Here is a 17885-nt window from a genome sequence, read left to right on the forward strand (position 1 = left end):
CTTACTCCAGAGTAAGGAGAAGGCCAATGGCCGATCGCTACCTTCGCTTCACCGGTACGGCCCCCGGCCGCTTCCTGACCCGGAGCCTCGGCCTGCCCCAGCCCACCCCGCTGCGCCGCTGGTCCGCCGCGCGCCCCGACCTCGACGGGCCGGTCCTGCGACTGACCGCCGGTGAGGTCTCTCCTGCCCGCGAACCGGGCTCGTACGCCGGGATCGTCCTGGACGCCACCGAGATCGCCGATCCGGCCGGGCTGCGCGCGGTGCACACCACGCTGCACCCCCTGGTGCGCGGCCTCGCCGCCTGCGGCCGGGTGGTGGTGCTCGGCGCGCCGCCGGACCCGTCCGACCTCGGACAGGCCGCCGCCCAGCAGGCCCTCGAAGGCATCGTCCGCTCGCTCGGCAAGGAGATCGGCCGGGGCAGGACCGTGCAGCTGCTGCGGCTGGCGCCCGGGGCGGCGGCCGGCTCCACCCTGGACTTCCTGCTCTCCCCCAAGTCCGCGTACGTCAGCGGCCAGGTCATCGCGATCGGCCCGGCGCCCGGCCCGCCCGCGACGGCCGAGGGGGCTCCGGCAGACCCGGCCCGGCCGCGTACCGCGCTGGTCACCGGCGCCGCCCGCGGCATCGGCGAGGCCATCGCCGGGACGCTCGCGCGCGACGGGCTGCACGTGGTCTGCCTGGACGTGCCGCAGGCCGCCGCGCCGCTGGCCGAGGTCGCCGGCCGGCTCGGCGGCACCGCCCTGACCGTGGACATCACCGCGCCCGACGCCGGCGAGCGGATCGCGGCGGCCCTCCCCGACGGCCTGGACGTGCTGGTCCACAACGCCGGCATCACCCGGGACCGCAAGCTGGCCAACATGGACGGCGACCGCTGGGACGCGGTGCTCGACGTCAACCTCGGCAGCGTGCTGCGCACCACCGCGCACCTGCTGAAGGAGGGCACCGTCAACCCCGGCGGTCGGATCGTCGCCACCGCGTCGATCAGCGGCATCGCCGGCAACGCCGGGCAGACCAACTACGCCGCGTCCAAGGCGGGGATCATCGGCTTCGTCCGGGCGCTCTCCGGCGCGGACGAGGTGCGCGGGCGGGGCATCACCGTCAACGCGGTGGCACCCGGGTTCATCGAGACGAAGATGACCGCGGCCGTGCCGCTGTTCATCCGCGAGGCCGGGCGCCGGATGAACTCCCTCGGCCAGGGCGGCCTTCCGGTGGACGTGGCCGAGACGGTCGCCTGGTTCGCCGAGCCCGGCTCCGGCGGGGTCACCGGCCAGGTGGTCCGGGTGTGCGGCCAGTCGCTGCTGGGGGCGTGACCGCCATGGCACTGCTGCTCACCCTCGCGCGCGGCGCGGTCACCGGTGTCGGCAAGCGGCCGTCGCCCCGCGCCGGCCTGCCCGACGTCCGGCTCTCCGAGAGCGAGGTGCGGATCGACCCGGCGCGGATCGCGGCCTACGCGCGGGTCTGCGGATTCCCCGCGCCCGGGGGCGGCGCGGACCTGCTGCCGCTGACCTACCCGCACATCCTCGGCTTCCCGCTGGCCGCGCGGATCATGGCCGCGCGCGGCTTCCCGCTGCCGCTGATGGGCCTGGTGCACACCTCCGTCGACATCGTCGCGCACGCCCCGCTGACCCTCGCGAACCGGCCCGAACTCGTCGTTCACGCCGAGGAGTTGCGCGCCCATAGGCGCGGCACCGAGGTGGTGATGGTGACCGAGGCGCGGCTCGGCGGGGAGGCGGTGTGGACCGACCGCAGCGCGTACCTGGCCCGGCACCGGGTCGACGAGGAGACGGCGCCCGCCGCCGAGCCCGCCGCACCCCCGGTTCCCCTGCCGGAGGTGGAGACCTGGCGGCTGCCCGCGGACCTGGGGCGGCGGCACGCGCGGGTGTCCGGCGACTACAACCCGATCCATCTGCACCCGGTGACCGCCCGGCCGCTCGGCTTCCCGCGGGCCATCGTGCACGGCATGTGGACGGTCGCCCGCTGCGTGGCGGCGGCCCCTGGCGCGACGCGGATCACCGCGGACTTCCGCCGGCCGGTACTGCTGCCGTCGACGGTGGCGTACTGCGCGGAAGGGCCGCGGTTCGAGGTACGCTCGCGGGCCGGCCTGCACGTCACCGGGCTCACCGCGAGCTGAGACCCGGGCCCGCGGGCGCACACCCCGCACCCGCATCAGGGACTGGGCGCACCCCGTCGGACCGCCCCTGCGTGCGGTCAGCGCGGGGAGGGCTCCCAGCGCCGGCCGTGCATCAGGTTGGCCAGGCCCGACCAGGCGAAGTTCATCAGGGTCGCGGCGTTCTCCCGGCCGGAGTTCGCCGCGTCCCGGGCGGGGTTCGCCGCACCCCAGCCGGCCAGCGACTCGGCCGCCCCGACGAGGGCGTGGGCCAGCGCGGCCACCTCGCGGTCGGCGAGAGCGGGGTCGCAGCCCGCGTCGACCGACGCGGCGGCGATCAGGACGCGGACGAACTCCGCGATCTCCGCCCGCATCGCCGCGACCTCCTCGGCGAACGGCTCGCCGACGGTGCGCGCCTGGCTGTAGAGGATCGCCCAGCCGTCGGGGTGCGCGGCGGTGTGCTCGAAGAAGGCGAGCAGCCCGCTCCACAGCTGGCGGTCGGCCGCCGCGCCGGGCTCGACCGCGCTCCTGATGGCCGCCTTCAGGGCGTCGGCCTCACGCCGGATGCAGGCGCTGAACAGCTCGTCCTTGGAGTTCAGGTAGAGGTACACCAGGGGCTTGCTGACGCCCGCGGCGACCGCGATCTCGTCCATGGAGGCCGCCCGGTACCCGCGCTTGGCGAACGTCGCGACCGCCGCGTCGAGCATCTGCTGCTCGCGTATGGCGCGCGGCACCCGCTGCTTGCCCTGTGTCCCCACCAGCCCACCTCTCCCCTCGCGTCCCCCGGGGGCCAGCCTAGGCGGAGAAGGGGGCGGGGGTCAGGCCGCGCGGGGCCGACGCGGGCGCGGAGCCGCCGGAAGCGGGTCGGGCGGGTGCGGCTCAGGCGGTGTGGGGCTCGCCGGCGGTGCGGGCGGCCTCGTCGGCCTCGTCCTCCTCGCCGGCGGCGGCGACGAGGTTCGCCCGGGTCCGCTCGACGCGCTGGGCGACCTGCAGGGCCGCCTTCTCGCGGACGCCGCGCAGCAGCACCCAGCTCAGCGGGGCCGAGACGACGAGGGCCAGCAGGCCCACCCACAGGTAGTTCGAGTCACCGAGCCCGGCCGGCAGGAGGCGCAGCCGGACCAGGCCCCAGATGACCCCGAAGCTGGCGACGATGAGGCCGAAGCGCAGTGCGGTGTAACGGAGCATGGATCCAGTGAAGCACGGCCCGGCCGCGGCTCTGCCCGCAGGGTCCGGGCGGCAGCGGGACACGGTCCCGCACCTGGGCCGGAGTGCGGACCGCGGTACGGCCGGCACCGGGGCCGGAGCTCAGAGGGTGAGCATCATCGAGATGTCGTCGCGGTCGTCACCCGGGGCGACCCGGATGGCGCCCGGCACCCGGCCGACCTCCTTGTAGCCGCAGCCGCCGTAGAACCCGTCGACGCCGGTGCCGCCGCGGCAGGTGAGGCGGATCGCCTCGATGCCGGGGAAGGTCCGCGCGGCCCGCTCCACGGTGTCCATCAGGGTGCGCCCGTAGCCCCTGCCCTGGTGGCGGGGGTGGACCATCACCGTGTACAGCCACATCCAGTGCCGCATCAGGCGGTGGTCGTTGTACGTCAGGAACGCGGTCGCCGCGATCCGGCCGTCCTCGTCGCGGCCGAGGACCAGCCGGCGGCGGCCCGACGCGACCTCGGCCAGCGAGCGGTCGAGGTCGGGACGGATGTCGTCCGCGGTCACGGGCGGCACGAAGCCGACGGCACCGCCCGCGTTGGACACGTCGGTCCACAGCGCGCTGATGCCGTCCCTGACCTCGTCGTCGATCTCGGGGTCCAGCTGGCACGTAAGGGTCATAGGGCAATAGTACTTATTACCCGACCCTCCCCGGCCCCCGGCCCCGCACCGGAGAACGCCGGGAAGCTACGCCCGCATCGGCTGCGGGGTCTCGCGCCGCGCGGCGTCCGGGCCCGGGTACTCGCGGATGATCTCGTAGCGGGTGTTGCGCTCCACCGGCCGGAAGCCGGCGTCGCGGATCAGGTCCAGGATGTCGTCGCGGGTCAGCTTGTTCGGGGTGCCGAACTGGTCCGCGTCATGGGTGATCTTGTACTCCACGACCGAGCCGTCCATGTCGTCCGCGCCGTGGTTCAGGGCCAGTTGCGCGGTGGACAGGCCGTGCATGACCCAGAACACCTTCACGTGCGGCACGTTGTCGAACATCAGCCGGGACACCGCGAAGGTCTTCAGCGCCTCCGCGCCGCTGGCCATGGTGGTGCGCGCCTGCAGGGTGTTGCGGACCTTGCCGTCCTTCATGTCCACGAAGTCGTGCTGGTACCGCAGCGGGATGAAGACCTGGAACCCGCCGGTCTCGTCCTGCAGTTCGCGCAGCCGCATCACGTGGTCCACCCGGTGCCGCGGCTCCTCGATGTGGCCGTAGAGCATGGTCGCCGGGGTCTTCAGGCCCTTGGAGTGCGCCAGCCGGTGGATCCGCGACCAGTCCTCCCAGTGGGTGCGGTGGTCGACGATGTGCTGCCGGACCTCCCAGTCGAAGATCTCCGCGCCGCCGCCGGTCAGCGACTCCAGCCCGGCGTCGATGAGTTCGTCGAGGATGTCCGAGGCGGACAGGCCGGAGATCGTCTCGAAGTGGTGGATCTCGGTGGCCGTGAACGCCTTCAGCGACACCTGCGGCAGCGCTTCCTTGAGCGCCTTGAGCGACCGCGGGTAGTACCGCCACGGCAACGTCGGGTGCAGGCCGTTGACGATGTGCAGCTCGGTGAGGTTGTCGCCCTCCATGGCCTTGGCCAGCCGGACGGCCTCCTCGATCCGCATCGTGTACGCGTCCTTCTCGCCCGGCTTGCGCTGGAACGAGCAGTAGGCGCACGACGCGGTGCACACGTTCGTCATGTTCAGGTGGCGGTTGACGTTGAAGTGGACGACGTCGCCGTTCTTCTGCGTACGCACGTGGTGGGCGAGCCCGCCCAGCCAGGCGAGGTCGTCCGACTCGTAGAGGGCGATGCCGTCCTCGCGGGTCAGCCGCTCCCCTGCGTAGACCTTCTCCTCGAGCTCACGCTTCAGCCCGGCGTCCATGTGTCTCCTCCTCCGCCGCGTTCGGTCGGCCCGACCGACCATACGCCTGCCGCCCGTCGCGGCCGGGCGCGCCCTACACCTCGTCGGGCAGTTCGCCGACCCGGTTCTCCCACTTGGTCGACAGCACGATGGTCGTCCGGGTCCTGGCCACACCCTGGGTGCCGGACAGCCGGCGGATGGTGTGCTCCAGGCCGTCGACGTCGCCGACCCTGACCTTGAGCATGTACGAGTCGTCGCCGGCGATGAACCAGCAGTCCTCGATCTCGCCGACGTCCCGCAGCCTGCGGGCCACGTCCTCGTGGTCGGCGGCGTCCGACAACTGCAGCCCGACGAGCGCGGTCACCCCGAGGCCGAGGGCGGCGGGAGCCACGGTGGCCCGGTAGCCGGTGATGACGCCGGCCTGTTCGAGGCGGTTGATGCGGTCGGTGACGCTGGGGCCCGACAGCCCGACCAGCCGGCCCAGCTCCGCATAGGACGCGCGGCCGTTCTCACGCAACGCCTGGATGAGCTGTCTGTCCACCGCGTCCATCGGTATGGACCCTCCCGTTCGTCCCGTGACTGCGCTGTCGAGACAAGAATCTAAGGCATAACCGGGTCCGTGCCCTGCGCATCTACTCCGCCGGTGCTCGTCCGGCCCGCGGACCGCCCACCGCCCGGCCGCCGTCGGCCTGCTCCCGCCCACCGCCGGCCCGCTCCCGCCCCCCACCCAGCGATCCCTCCCAGCGGCGGTACAGCTTGTGCGGGACGCCTGCCGCGTCCAGCACCCGACCGGCGACGAAGTCCACCAGGTCCTGGATGTGCGCGGGGCCGGAGTAGAAGGCCGGGGAGGCCGGCAGCACCACGGCCCCGGCGTCGTCCAGGGCGGTGAGGTGGCGCAGCGTCTGCCCGCTCAGCGGCGTCTCGCGGACCGCCACCACCAGCGGCCGGCGCTCCTTGAGGGTGACGCTCGCGGCGCGCTGCAGCAGGTCCTTGGACAGCCCCAGCGCCACCCCGGCCACGCACGCGGTGGTCGCCGGGACGATCAGCATGCCCTTGGCCGGGTACGACCCGGACGACGGCCCGGCCGCCAGGTCGCCGGCCGGCCAGTGGCGGACCGCGGACAGGTCCTGGCCCGCGGGGAAGAAGTCCGGGCTGCCGTCGGCGCCGCGGGCCAGCCACGCGGCCAGATCCTGCTGCCAGTGGGCGTCCCGGAAGGCGCTGCCGGTCTCGTCGAGCAGGGTCAGCCGGGCGGCCCGGCTGACCACCAGGTCGACGTCCTCGCCGGCGTGCAGCAGCCCGCGCAGCACGGACGCCGCGTACGGCGTGCCGGACGCGCCGGACACCCCCACCACCCAGGGCCTGCGCTCGCCCTGCCGGCCGTGGCTTCCTCGTCTCACGCCGTCGAGCTTAGAGCGTGCGCCCCCGGGTCACCCGATCGAGGCCCCGCCGCGGGAACCGCGGCGGGCGCCCTGGCGTTACTGACGGGTGGAGGGAACCGTGCCGCTGGGCCGGAGGGGGGATGCGGTGACGTACGGACAGGCAGCGGGACGACCCGCGCGACCACGGACGGGACTGACGGACGTCGTGCTCGCGCCGCTGCGCGCCGGCACCAGGGTCACCGCCGCCGCCGCGCTGATGGCCGGCTGGGTCGGGCTGCTGTGGGTGCTGGAGGCCGTCGACGTCATCTCCGGCCACCGGCTGGACACCTTCGGCATCACCCCGCGCAAGACCGGCGAGCTGCTGGACATCGTGCCGGCCGCGTTCACCCACTTCGGCTTCGGTCATGTGGCCTCCAACAGCCTGCCGTTGCTGGTGCTCGGCTTCATCGCCGCGCTGCGCGGCATCGGCCGCTACCTGGCCGTGGCGTTCACCATCATCGTGATCAGCGGGCTCGGCGTGTGGCTGGTCGCCCCCGCTCACACCAACACCGCCGGCGCCTCGGGCCTGATCTTCGGCCTCTTCGGCTACCTGCTGATCCGCGGGTTCGTCGACCACCGGGCGCTGGACGTGGTGGTCGGCCTGATCGTCGGCGTGCTCTACGGCTCCATCCTGTGGGGGGTCCTGCCCAGCGCCACCGGGGTGTCGTGGCAGGGCCACCTGTTCGGGCTGGTGGGCGGCGTGGCCGCGGCCTTCCTGTTCCGCGAACGCGACGCCATCAGCTCCGCCCGCTGAAACGCCTGTTGGGCGGGCGTGCGGCGCCCGCCGCGCAGCCCGTCGCCCGGCCCCTTCCGCGCCCCTCGCCGAAGTCCCTGGCCCCGTCCCCGGGTTCGCCCGGCGGCTCGTTTCCGGAACCCGGCAGCAAGGGCTCCGCGAAGGTGACAGGAAACCCCCGTGAGAGCACAGCTCGGACACAAGTACTCTTAGCTCAACGCAGTTCCGTAAAGATTTCTCAAAGCTTCCGAGGAGTTCGCCATCATCACCATGCGCAAGGGCCTGGCCGCCGCCGGAGTGGTGGCCCTGATATCCGTGGGTGCCAGCGCCTGCGGATCGGACACGACGACCCCGCAGGGCAAGGTCAAGAACGCCTTCGAGAAGCTGGGCAATCAGAACACCCTGACGTTGAGCCTCGGCTTCGACGGCTCGGCCGACGACATCTACAACGCCCTCAAGGGCGAGGACGACTTCACGCGGGACAACGCCAAGCTGCTGTCCTCGCTGCACCTGTCCCTGTCGGTCAGCTCCCAGAAGTCCGTCGGCCTCCTCGGCAAGGCCGACGGCAAGAGCGGCAAGGACAGCGCCGTCGCGTTCTCCCTGTCCAGCGACGACTCCAAGGACGGCCTCGCCGAGATCCGCTACGTCGGCCAGAAGGCCTACCTGCGGGTCGACCTCAAGGGCCTGGAGAAGCTGAGCCCGAGCGGCAAGAGCTCGCCGCTGGACCAGTTCCTGGCGCAGAGCGACCAGTTGCCGTCCTCGCTGGCCTCGGTCAAGGCCGCGCTGAACGGCCAGTGGGTGAGCCTCGACCCCAATGCCTTCCAGGAGTTCGCCAAGAGCCTGGGCGGCGCCTCCGGCTCCTCGGACTCGGCCGCCTCGCCGCTGTCCGGCCTGCCCGGCGGCCCGAAGCTGGACGCCGCCACCCAGAAGCAGATCGCGGCCGCCCTGAAGAAGGCGCTGGCCACCAACGTCACGTACAAGGACCTCGGCAGCCGTGACGGCGCCGACCACGTCGAGGTCACCGCGCCCGCGCGGCAGCTGGCCAGTGCCCTCTCGGACAGCCTGACGCCGGCGCTGAAGGACCTCCCGGGCTACGACGCCAAGTCCCTGGACCCGGCCAAGGTGCCCGACAAGAAGCTGTCGGTGGACGTGGCCATCAAGGGCGGCTCGCTGTCCGCGATCACCTTCGACGTCGCGCAGCTCGACACCAAGGCCCAGGGCAAGCTCCCGCTGACCCTGACCCTGGACGGCAGCGCCGACTCCATCAGCGCCCCCAAGGACGCCCAGGTCCTCAACCCGCAGGACCTGGTGGCCCTGTTCATGTCCGGCATGCCCGTCTCCGAGGACGACAGCAGCGACTTCTGACGCCGCAGTCACGACAAGGGCGCGGCCCCGGACCGGTTCGGTCCGGGGCCGCGCCCTTGTCGTGCGACGGTCGCGCGCTAGCCGACGAGCCCGCGGCTGATCAGGTCGAAGAGCGCGAACACGAACAGCGTGATGCCGATCACGCCGTTCACCGTGAAGAACGCCCGGTTGAGCCGGGACAGGTCGTGCGGGGTGACGATCGAGTGCTCGTAGAGGAAGGCGCCGATCACGATCGCCAGGCCCACCCACCACCACGCGCCGGCGCCGGTGGCCGCGCCGTACCAGATCAGCAGGCCGGAGGTGACGGCGTGGCAGGCGCGGGCGCCGTGCAGGGCGGCCGGGATGCCGAACCTGGCCGGCACCGACATCACGCCGTGCGCCCGGTCGGCGGCCACGTCCTGGCAGCCGAAGATGAGGTCGAACCCGCCGATCCACACGCCGACCGCCAGTCCCAGGATCACCGCGTCCCACGACCAGCTGCCGGTGACCGCCAGCCACGCGCCGATCGGACCCATGGCCTGCGCCAGACCCAGGATCGCGTGCGGGAAGTTGGTGAACCGCTTGCCGTAGGGGTACACGACCATCGGCACCACGGCGATCGGCGCCAGCGCCAGGCACAGCGGGTTGAGCAGCGCGGCCGCGCCGAGGAAGACCACCACCGCGATCAGCGCGCCGGTCCACGCGGTGCGCACCGACAGGGCGCCGGTGACCAGTTCGCGGCTCGCGGTGCGCGGGTTGCGGGCGTCGATCTCGCGGTCGATGATCCGGTTCGCCGCCATGGCGAACGTCCGCAGGCCCACCATCGCGCAGGTGACCAGCAGCAGTTCGCCCCAGTGCACGCTCGCGTCCTTGCGGAACATCGCGGTCAGCGCGGCGATGTACGCGAACGGCAGCGCGAACACCGAGTGCTCGATCATCACCAGCCGCAGGAAGGCGCGGACCTTGCCCTCCGGCCGCGGCTCCGGGCGGAACAGTTCCGGGGTGGCCGACTCAGCACTCACAGCGTCTCTCCGTTCGCTTCTCCGCCCGCTCGGCCCGATTCCGCGGCCCTCGCGCCGACCTGCGCGCCGGCTGCCTCGCGTGCGTCGCTCACAGCGTCTCTCCGTTCGCTTCTCCGCCCGCTCGGCCCGACTCCGCGGCCCTCGCGCCGACCTGCGCGCCGGCTGCCTCGCGTGCGTCGCTCACAGCGTCTCTCCGTTCGCTTCTCCGCCCGCTCGGCCCGACTCCGCGGCCCTCACGCCGACCTGCGCGCCGGCTGCCTCGCGTGCGTCGCTCACAGCGTCTCTCCGTTCGCTTCTCCGCCCGCTCGGCCCGACTCCACGGCCCTCACGCCGACCTGCGCGCCGGCTGCCTCGCGTGCGTCGCTCACAGGCCGTACTCCTTCCAGCGCTTGGTAACCCGTTCAGCCGTCTCCGGGTCCGACAGGACCATCTCCGGCCAGCCGCCGTCGCGCGTGTAGCCCTCCTCGGGGAGCTTGCGCGTGGCGTCGATGCCCGCCTTGCCGCCCCAGAACTGCTGGTACGAGGCGTGGTCGAGATGGTCCACCGGCCCTTCCACGACGGTCAGGTCGCGGGCGTAGTCGGTGTTGCCCAGCGCCCGCCAGGCCACCTCGTGCAGGTCGTGCACGTCGCAGTCGGAGTCCACCACCACGATCAGCTTGGTGAGCGACATCATGTGCGCCCCCCAGATCGCGTGCATCGTCTTCTGCGCGTGCTTGGGGTACTTCTTGTCGATCGAGACGATCGCACAGTTGTGGAAGCCGCCGGCCTCCGGCAGGTGGTAGTCCACGATGTCGGGCACGATGATCTTCAGCAGCGGCAGGAAGAAGCGCTCGGTGGCGCGGCCCAGCGGCCCGTCCTCGGTGGGCGGCCGGCCGACGACGATCGACTGGAACAGCGGCCGCTTGCGCATCGTCACGCAGTCCACGGTCAGCGCCGGGAACGGCTCCTGCGGGGTGTAGAAGCCGGTGTGGTCGCCGAACGGCCCCTCCGGCAGCATCGTCCCCGGTTCCAGCCAGCCCTCCAGCACCACCTCGGCCTGCGCGGGCACCTGCAGCGGCACCGTCTTGCAGTCGACCAGTTCCACCCGCTTGCCCTGCACGAAGCCGGCGAACAGGTACTCGTCGATGTCACCGGGCAGCGGCGCGGTCGAGGCGTAGGTGACCGCCGGCGGGCAACCGAAGGCGATCGCGACCGGCAGCCGCTCGCCGCGCCGCTGGGCGACCTGGTAGTGGTTGCGGCTGTCCTTGTGGATCTGCCAGTGCATGCCGATGGTGCGGCGGTCGTGCCGCTGCAGCCGGTACAGGCCCAGGTTGCGGACGCCGGACTCGGGGTCCTTGGTGTGGGTCAGGCCCAGGTTGAAGAACGAGCCGCCGTCCTGCGGCCAGGTGAACAGCGCGGGCAGCCGGTCCAGGTCCACGTCGTCGCCTGTGAACACGACCTCCTGCACCGGCGCGTCCCCGGACTTCACCTTCTTCGGCGGGACGTGCACCATCCCGGCCAGCTTGCCGAACGCCTCGCGCACCCCGACGAAGCCGTGCGGCAGCTCCGGCTTGAGCAGCCCGGCGATCTTGTCGCCGATGTCGGTGTAGGCGTTCAGGCCCAGCGCCTTGAGCAGCCGTCGGTCGGTGCCGTAGACGTTCATCGCCAGCGGTGCCACCGAGCCCCGGACGTTCTCGAAGAGCAGCGCGGGACCGCCGGCCTTGTTCACCCGGTCGGTGATCTCGCCGACCTCCAGGTACGGATCCACCTCGGCGGTGATCCGGCGCAGGTCGCCGTCCTTCTCCAGGGCCCGGAGGAACGAGCGGAGATCGTCGTAAGCCATGGGGCTCAGTCTTCCATTCCGTGCACAACGTACGCTTGGGGGTCATCGCGGGGTGGCCAAAACCCCCGTGGCCGTTCCTGGGGGGATGCCGAGCCGTGTTGCGCTACCTGCCGTATCTCGTGCTGTTCGCGCTGTGGATCTATGCCTTCGTGGACTGCCTGGGCACGCCCGAGCGGGACGTGCGCGGGATGCCCAAGGTGGTCTGGGTGCTCATCATCCTGTTCTTCGGCACCGTGCTGATCGGCCCGCTGGCCTGGCTGCTGATCGGCCGCCGCCGCGGCCGCCGGGCCGCCGCCGGCGGCGCCACGCCCGCCGAGTGGCACCGCGGGTACCGGCCCGACGCCGGTGCCGTGCGGTACTCCCCCGAGGGGCAGCAGCTGCCGGAGCCGCCGGCCGCGGACTGGATACCCCCGGACGACAACCCGGAGTTCCTCCGGTCGCTGAGCGAACTCAACCGGCAGAACCGGCGGAACGGCCCGGACGGCGACACCCGGCCGCCGGCCGAGGGCGAGTGACCCCCGGCCGCAGCGGCCGCCGCACGGCTCAGACGCCGGCGTAGGAGTGCTTTCCTGTGACGAAGATGTTCACGCCGTAGTAGTTGAACAGGAAGCACGCGAAGGCGGCCAGCGCCAGGTAGGCGGCCTTGCGGCCCTTCCAGCCGGCGGTCGCGCGGGCGTGCAGGTAACCGGCGTACGCGACCCAGGTGATGAACGACCAGGTCTCCTTGGGGTCCCACTCCCAGTAGTGGCCCCACGCCGCCTGCGCCCAGATCGCGCCGGCGATGATGGTGAACGTCCAGAGCGGGAAGACCAGCGCGTTCATCCGGTACGCGAACTTGTCCAGGGTGGCCGCGGACGGCAGCCGCCGCATGATGTCGCCCCAACGCCCTTCCTGGGCGCGCCCGGCGGTCAGCGCCACCTCGAAGTGGTCCCGGAACAGGTAGAGCAGGCTGCCGACGGCCGCCAGGTAGAACACCGCGCCGGAGATGATCGCGCAGGACACGTGGATCCACAGCCAGTACGAGTGCAGCGCCGGCACCAGCTGGTCGCTGGAGGTGTAGAGCACCGACAGGGCCAGGCCCAGGTCGAGCAGCACCGTGGTGGTGAGGAACAGGCCGATCCAGCGGACGTCCTTCTTCAGCGCGAGCAGCACCAGGTACGCGCCGACCGCGACCATGCCGAACGTGGTGGAGAACTCGTACATGTTGCCCCACGGCGCGCGCTGCACGGACGCGGCGCGGAACGCCACGCCGCCGAAGTGCAGCAGCCAGGCCAGCACCGTGAAGGAGACCGCGATCCTGCCGTACAGGTCGCCCTTCTCCGAGCCGCCCGCGGCGCCGGGGCCGTCCGCGATGCCGCGGTCGCTGGCCGAGGCGCGGGTGATGACCTTGGGCCGCTCCAGGGTGGTGGTGCCGCCGCGCGCGGTGACCTTGACGGTCACCCCGGGAGCGGCGCTCTTCTGCTCGGCCTCGCCGGTCAGCGCGGCGGACTGCACCGCGACCCGGCTGCGGGCGCCGAACACCCACTCGGCCAGGTGCGCGAGGAAGGCGAGCGCGTAGACGAACATCGCCGAGCGGATGAGGTAGTTGCTGTAGTTGGCGAAGTTCTCGTTGACCGCGGCAGCGATGTTCACGCGCGGGCTCCTTCGTCTGCGGTCTGAGGGGCTGAATTGCCAGGGGTCCTGGCGGGGTCCGGGCCGTCGTCGTCGTCCGGGGCCTCGTCAGGGTCCGGTCTGGCGGGTGCGTCCGGCTGGAGCTGCAGGGCGACGTCACCGATCTCGTCGGCGATCCTGGCGGACTCGCTGCGGCCGAGGCCGCCCATCTCCACCAGCGTGGTGCCGTCCTGCTGCGGCAGTGCGCGCACCCAGATCCGCCGGCGCTGGATGAACAGCGAGCCCATCAGGCCGAGGATCGCGGCGGCGCCGCTCACCAGGGCGGCCTCGTTGCCCGCCTGGTGGGAGATGGTGAAGCTGGCCCAGGTCTTGACCCCGTCGAACCGCAGCGAGCCGCGGCCGTCGGGCAGCGTCAGGGTGTCGCCGGGCTTGAGGGCCTTGCTCACCAGCTCGCCGTTGTCGTCCTTGAGCTGCGTCATGTGGGTGGTGTCGAGCTGGTACACGTTCTGCGGCAGCCCGGCGTCCAGCCCCAGGTCGCCGTGGTAGGCGTTGAGGATCAGCGCGGGGTAGTCCAGGGCCGGGAAGGACGAGTGCGGGCCCTGCACCTTGTCGAGCGCGAAGGTCGGGGTGAAGATCCCGCGGAACGCCAGCTCGTCCGGCTTGCCGTCCTTGCCGAGCGCGTCCGGGACCTTGACCACACCGATCGCGGTGCCGAGGTTGTCCTGCGGCAGGAACGGCACCGCGCCCTGGTAGGCGATGTTGCCCTGGGCGTCCTTGACGGTGACCACCGGCGCGTAGCCGTGCGAGATCAGGTAGACCTGCTCGCCGCCGATGCTCAGCGGGTGGTTGACCGAGATCGAGCCCTTGACCGGCTTGCCGTCCGCGCCGTTCCAGTAGTGGATGTTGGCCTGGAACTTCCGGCCCGAGCCGCGCTCGGGCCCGGTCCTGGCGTAGCTGGCGTCGAAGCTGTCGAGGGAGAAGCCGAACGGCTTGAGGTCGCTCTTGCCGTACAGCGTGCCGCCGCTGAAGTCGTCGTACTGCGTCGGGTTGTTGGTGAAGCCGTCGCCCTCGACGATCAGCTTGCCGCCCTGGGCCGCCTCCAGCGAGGTGGCCGCGAAGCCGATCAGCAGCCCGAACAGCGCCACGTGGAACAGCAGGTTGCCGGCCTCGCGCAGGTAGCCCTTCTCCGCGGCCACCGAGCTGCCGGTGACGCTGGTGCGGAACCGGCGCCCGCGCAGCGCGCGTTCGGCGGCGGCGCTGACCTGCTCGGGCGTGGCGTCGGTGCGCCAGGTGCTGTAGGCGGGCAGCCGGGTCAGGTTGCGGGGCGCGGCCGGCGGCTTGGACCGCAGCTGCCCGACGAACTGCCAGGTGCGCGGGACGATGCAGCCGGCCAGCGAGACGAACAGCAGGATGTAGATCGCCGAGAACCACGGCGAGCTGTACACGTGGAACATCCCCAGCCGCTCGTAGAGCGGGCTGATGGTGGGGTGCGCCTTCTTGAACGCGTCGACCTTCAGCTGGTCGGAGTGCTGGGGGATGAGCGAGCCGGGGATCGCGGCCAGCGAGAGCAGGAAGAGCAGGATCAGCGCGATCCGCATCGAGGTGAGCTGCCGCCACATCCAGCGCGCCCAGCCGATCAGGCCGAGGCCCGGCGCCTGCGCCAGGGTGTCGACGGGCTGGGTGCTGAGCTGGGCGCCGGCCGCGCCGAGTTCCTCGCTCTCGGACTTCCCGGCGGTCCCGGGGTCCTCGGGGTCCTGCGGGGAGCTCGACGCCGCGGGGGTCTCCGCAGCGTCGCCGCCGTTCTTCTGCGTGATGCTCATGGGTTCAGACCCCTGGGGTGAAGCTGCTCGACCAGATCTGCATCTGGTAGGTGATGTGGTCCCACACGCCGGTCACCAGCAGGACGCCGACGGCGACGAGCATCCCGCCGCCGAGCCGCATGACCCACTTGTAGTGGCGTTTGACCCACGCGAACGCGCCGAGCGTACGGCGGAAGGCGACCGCCGCGACGATGAACGGCACGCCCAGACCAAGACAGTAGAACACCATCAGCAGGGCGCCGCGGCCCGCGCTGGCGTCCTGGAAGGCGAGGGTGTTGACGGCGCCGAGGGTGGGGCCGATGCACGGCGTCCAGCCCAGGCCGAAGAGCACGCCGAGTACCGGCGCGCCGGCCAGGCCGACGGCCGGCCGGGTGTGGAAGCGGAACTCCCGCTGGGTGATGCCGCCGACGAACCCCATGAAGGCCAGACCGAGCACGATGGTGAGCGCGCCGAAGACCTTGGTGAGGACCTCCCGGTGGGCCTGCAGGGTCACGCCGAAGTTGCCGAACAGCGCGCCGCCGGAGACGAACACGGCGCTGAAGCCGAGGACGAACAGCGAGGCGCCGGCGACCATCCTGCCCCGCCGGGCCTCGCCGAGGTCCGTGCCGGTGACCCCGGTCACATAGGACAGGTAGCCGGGCACCAGGGGCAGCACGCACGGTGAGAAGAAGGAGACGAGCCCGGCGAACATCGCGACCGGTATCGCGGCCAGCAGCGCTCCGGTGAGCACCGTCTGGCTGGGGTCGGCCGCAAGGACGGTCAGCGTGCTGCCGGCCACGTCACTTCTCCGCGACGATCGGGTCGATCAGCTGGTGCAGCTCCGCGGTGCTCAGCGCCTTGAGCACGCGCGCGGCCACCCTCCCCTGCCGGTCGACGACCAGCGTGGAGGGGATGGCCTGCGGGTTGAGGGTGCCCTTGGGGAACTGCAGGATCAGCTTCCCGTACGGGTCGTAGAAGCTCGGGTACGTGATGCCGAACCGCTTGTCGAAGCTGACCGCGTTGGCCACGTCGGTGTCGCGGGTGTTGATGCCGAGGAACTGCACACCCTTGGCCGCGTCGGTCTTGGCGACCTCGGCCAGGTTGGGGGCCTCGGCCCGGCAGGGGGCGCACCACGAGCCCCACACGTTGATCACCACGACCTTGCCCTTGTAGGCGGCCAGGCTCGCGGTGCCGCCGTCGACGGTCTTGCCGCTGAGCGCGGGCGCGTCCTTGCGGTCGGCGGGCTTGACGGTGATGATCTCGCCGTTGCCGCCGACGAAGTTGGCGCCGTCCTTGGACGTCGAGGACGAACTGGACGAGCAGGCGGCAGCGGACAGCACAAGTGCGGCGGTGGCGGCCAGGGCCGCGGCACCGCGGGCGGCGCGGCGCCGGGGGGCGCGCGTAGGACTCATGTGAAAAGTTTCGCATGGCCCTTGTGGCGATCTGTCGCACCCCCGACGCCGACACCAAAAGCGGCAATTGCCCCAAGTAAGGATCAGGTGCGGTCAGGTGGCGGACGTCACGCTGTCCTTGGCGGCGCCCTGGGGAGCGGTCGCCGAGGCGGACAGGAACTCGCCCCAGCCGCCGGCCGGCTTCTCGCCGACGCCCAGCGTACGCAGCCGCGCCAGCACCTGCGGGTCCTGGGCGTCGAGCCAGTCCACGAACTGCCGGAAGGACACCAGCCGCACGTCCTTGCTGGTCTCGGCGACCGACGCGATGTGCTTGAAGGCCTCCTCGACGGCGTCCATGTAGATGCCGCCGTTCCACTGCTCGAAGTGGTTGCCGATGTACATGGGCGCCCGGTTGGTCTCGTAGGCGCGCTGGAAACCGGCGACGTAGGAGGCGGTGGCCTGCGAGCGCCAGCCGGGGTAGTTGCGCGGGTCGGACTTGGTGGCCGCGTGGGACTGGTTGGCCAGCATGTTGTAGTCCATCGACAGCACTTCGAACTTGTGCCCGGGGAAGGGGATGGCCTGCAGGGGGAAGTTCCAGACGCCCTGCATCTTGTCCGGCCAGACCTGGATGCCGCCGGGGTTGCTGGTGTCGTAGCGCCAGCCGAGCGCCGCGGCGGTGGGGATCAGGTTGCCCTGGCCGAGCAGGCAGGGCGTGCGGCTGCCGGTCAGCTCGCTCGCGTAGTCGAAGGGCAGCGGCTCGTCGTCGTGCCAGCCGGTGTTGGTCTTCCACTGCGTGACGAAGGACACGGCCTGGTCGATCTCGCTCTGCCAGTCGGCCGGGGTCCAGCGGCCGACGCTGGCGCGGCCGGAGCAGAAGTGGCCGTTGAAGTGGGTGGCCATCTCGTGGCCCTCGCGCCACGCGTTGCGCAGGTTGTCGAGGGTCATCTTGATGTGGTCGTCCGCGAGGTAGCCGATGTCCGAGGCGCCGAGCGGGCTGTTCGGCGGGTCGTACATCATCTTCTTGTCCTCGGGCAGCAGGTACAGCCCGGAGAGGTTGAAGGTCATCGAGGCGCCGTAGTCGGCGGCGAGCTTGCGGAAGCGCGGGAAGAGGCCGTTGCCGACCTCGCCGGCGCCGTCCCAGGAGAAGATCACGAACTGCGGGGGCGTCTGCCCGGGCTGCAGCCGGTCGACGGTGGGCTGGTTGGGCTGCGGCCCGGTGTGTGCGGTGGAGCCGTCCCCGATCAGGGTCACGGCCTGGTCCGGAAGGTGCGCGCCGCTCGCACCGGACCCCTCGCCGGTCTTCCGGGCGGGTGGCGGGGCGGCCGCCTTGCCCGGCTTCTGGTCGCCGCACCCCGCCACGGCGAGCCCCGCGGCGGCTCCGGCGGTCGTGGTCAGCAGTGCCCTTCGGCTCATGAGGCTCATGTGCGGTTCCCCGTTCTCGGCGTCCCGGCCCTACGTGGTCAAGGTGGGCCGTCTTCGGAGACGACTGAAGAGTGGTCACCCACCATGACGTTCACAGGTTCCTCATGGTGACGTCCAATATGACAATCCGAAGGACTGCCTCCCCTGGACGGACCATCCGTATCACCGGTTCGCCGTCCGCGT

At 71.8% G+C, this 17885-nt stretch carries 18 protein-coding genes; 5 read left to right on the top strand and 13 right to left on the bottom strand.

The window, feature by feature from the left end; translation table 11 throughout:
• Positions 1–26: 26 nt before the first annotated feature.
• Entirely contained in the window at positions 27–1307 is a 1281-nt protein-coding gene (locus ACH4TG_RS28125; protein ID WP_398245323.1) for a 3-oxoacyl-ACP reductase, read from the top strand.
• 5 nt (positions 1308–1312) lie between these two features.
• Positions 1313–2128 (top strand): MaoC family dehydratase, encoded by an 816-nt coding sequence (locus ACH4TG_RS28130; protein ID WP_398245418.1) that lies wholly within the window; start codon positions 1313–1315, stop codon positions 2126–2128.
• 77 nt (positions 2129–2205) lie between these two features.
• On the opposite strand, the gene ACH4TG_RS28135 is transcribed toward ACH4TG_RS28130, so the two are convergent.
• The 6 genes from ACH4TG_RS28135 to ACH4TG_RS28160 all read right to left on the bottom strand — a co-directional run bounded on the left by ACH4TG_RS28135 (position 2206) and on the right by ACH4TG_RS28160 (position 6537).
• Complete coding sequence (locus tag ACH4TG_RS28135) at positions 2206–2838, bottom strand: TetR/AcrR family transcriptional regulator (RefSeq protein ID WP_398245420.1); 633 nt, start codon at positions 2836–2838, stop codon at positions 2206–2208.
• A 145-nt stretch (positions 2839–2983) separates the two neighbouring features.
• A complete protein-coding gene (locus ACH4TG_RS28140; RefSeq protein ID WP_398245324.1) occupies positions 2984–3289 on the bottom strand; it encodes a DUF4229 domain-containing protein in 306 nt (101 codons plus the stop codon).
• Positions 3290–3409: 120 nt separating this feature from the next.
• Positions 3410–3931, bottom strand: coding sequence for a GNAT family N-acetyltransferase (locus tag ACH4TG_RS28145; protein WP_398245325.1), 522 nt, complete (start codon positions 3929–3931; stop codon positions 3410–3412).
• A 66-nt stretch (positions 3932–3997) separates the two neighbouring features.
• A complete protein-coding gene (gene mqnE, locus ACH4TG_RS28150; protein WP_398245326.1) occupies positions 3998–5161 on the bottom strand; it encodes an aminofutalosine synthase MqnE in 1164 nt (387 codons plus the stop codon).
• A 73-nt stretch (positions 5162–5234) separates the two neighbouring features.
• Positions 5235–5690, bottom strand: coding sequence for an Lrp/AsnC family transcriptional regulator (locus tag ACH4TG_RS28155; RefSeq protein WP_398245327.1), 456 nt, complete (start codon positions 5688–5690; stop codon positions 5235–5237).
• 82 nt (positions 5691–5772) lie between these two features.
• Positions 5773–6537 (bottom strand): UbiX family flavin prenyltransferase, encoded by a 765-nt coding sequence (locus ACH4TG_RS28160; RefSeq protein WP_398245328.1) that lies wholly within the window; start codon positions 6535–6537, stop codon positions 5773–5775.
• A 238-nt stretch (positions 6538–6775) separates the two neighbouring features.
• Between ACH4TG_RS28160 and ACH4TG_RS28165 the strand changes: the two genes are divergently transcribed.
• Together ACH4TG_RS28165 and ACH4TG_RS28170 are read left to right on the top strand one after the other, a co-directional pair.
• Positions 6776–7312: a rhomboid family intramembrane serine protease gene (locus ACH4TG_RS28165; protein ID WP_398245421.1), complete on the top strand. Its 537-nt coding sequence runs from the start codon at positions 6776–6778 to the stop codon at positions 7310–7312.
• A 249-nt stretch (positions 7313–7561) separates the two neighbouring features.
• On the top strand, positions 7562–8656 hold the full coding sequence (locus ACH4TG_RS28170) for a hypothetical protein (RefSeq protein WP_398245329.1): 1095 nt from the start codon (positions 7562–7564) through the stop codon (positions 8654–8656).
• 77 nt (positions 8657–8733) lie between these two features.
• Here ACH4TG_RS28170 and mqnP read toward each other — a convergent pair whose 3' ends face one another.
• Together mqnP and ACH4TG_RS28180 are read right to left on the bottom strand one after the other, a co-directional pair.
• Positions 8734–9657, bottom strand: a complete 924-nt coding sequence (mqnP, locus tag ACH4TG_RS28175) for a menaquinone biosynthesis prenyltransferase MqnP (protein ID WP_398245330.1) — start codon at positions 9655–9657, stop codon at positions 8734–8736.
• A 364-nt stretch (positions 9658–10021) separates the two neighbouring features.
• The gene (locus tag ACH4TG_RS28180) at positions 10022–11479 is read right to left on the bottom strand and encodes a menaquinone biosynthesis decarboxylase (RefSeq protein ID WP_398245331.1); all 1458 of its coding nucleotides are present in this window, start codon (positions 11477–11479) and stop codon (positions 10022–10024) included.
• A gap of 95 nt (positions 11480–11574) precedes the next feature.
• On the opposite strand from ACH4TG_RS28180, the gene ACH4TG_RS28185 reads away from it, so the two are divergent.
• Positions 11575–11994, top strand: a complete 420-nt coding sequence (locus tag ACH4TG_RS28185) for a PLD nuclease N-terminal domain-containing protein (RefSeq protein ID WP_398245332.1) — start codon at positions 11575–11577, stop codon at positions 11992–11994.
• Between the two features lie 28 nt (positions 11995–12022).
• Here the strand turns inward: ACH4TG_RS28185 and ccsB are convergent, their stop codons facing one another.
• The 5 genes from ccsB to ACH4TG_RS28210 all read right to left on the bottom strand — a co-directional run bounded on the left by ccsB (position 12023) and on the right by ACH4TG_RS28210 (position 17702).
• The gene (gene ccsB / locus ACH4TG_RS28190) at positions 12023–13111 is read right to left on the bottom strand and encodes a c-type cytochrome biogenesis protein CcsB (protein WP_398245333.1); all 1089 of its coding nucleotides are present in this window, start codon (positions 13109–13111) and stop codon (positions 12023–12025) included.
• Positions 13108–14910, bottom strand: coding sequence for a cytochrome c biogenesis protein ResB (locus ACH4TG_RS28195; RefSeq protein WP_398245334.1), 1803 nt, complete (start codon positions 14908–14910; stop codon positions 13108–13110). Before ACH4TG_RS28195 ends, ccsB begins: the two co-directional genes overlap by 4 nt.
• A gap of 4 nt (positions 14911–14914) precedes the next feature.
• The gene (locus tag ACH4TG_RS28200) at positions 14915–15673 is read right to left on the bottom strand and encodes a cytochrome c biogenesis CcdA family protein (RefSeq protein ID WP_398245422.1); all 759 of its coding nucleotides are present in this window, start codon (positions 15671–15673) and stop codon (positions 14915–14917) included.
• Between the two features lie 16 nt (positions 15674–15689).
• Positions 15690–16301 carry a TlpA family protein disulfide reductase gene (locus ACH4TG_RS28205; RefSeq protein ID WP_398245335.1) on the bottom strand — a complete coding sequence of 204 codons (612 nt, stop codon included), beginning with the start codon at positions 16299–16301 and terminating at the stop codon, positions 15690–15692.
• A gap of 93 nt (positions 16302–16394) precedes the next feature.
• Positions 16395–17702: a hypothetical protein gene (locus ACH4TG_RS28210; protein ID WP_398245336.1), complete on the bottom strand. Its 1308-nt coding sequence runs from the start codon at positions 17700–17702 to the stop codon at positions 16395–16397.
• Positions 17703–17885 lie beyond the last annotated feature (183 nt).

The organism is Streptomyces sp. NPDC020917, assembly GCF_044333795.1.
Lineage (GTDB): Bacteria > Actinomycetota > Actinomycetes > Streptomycetales > Streptomycetaceae > Actinacidiphila.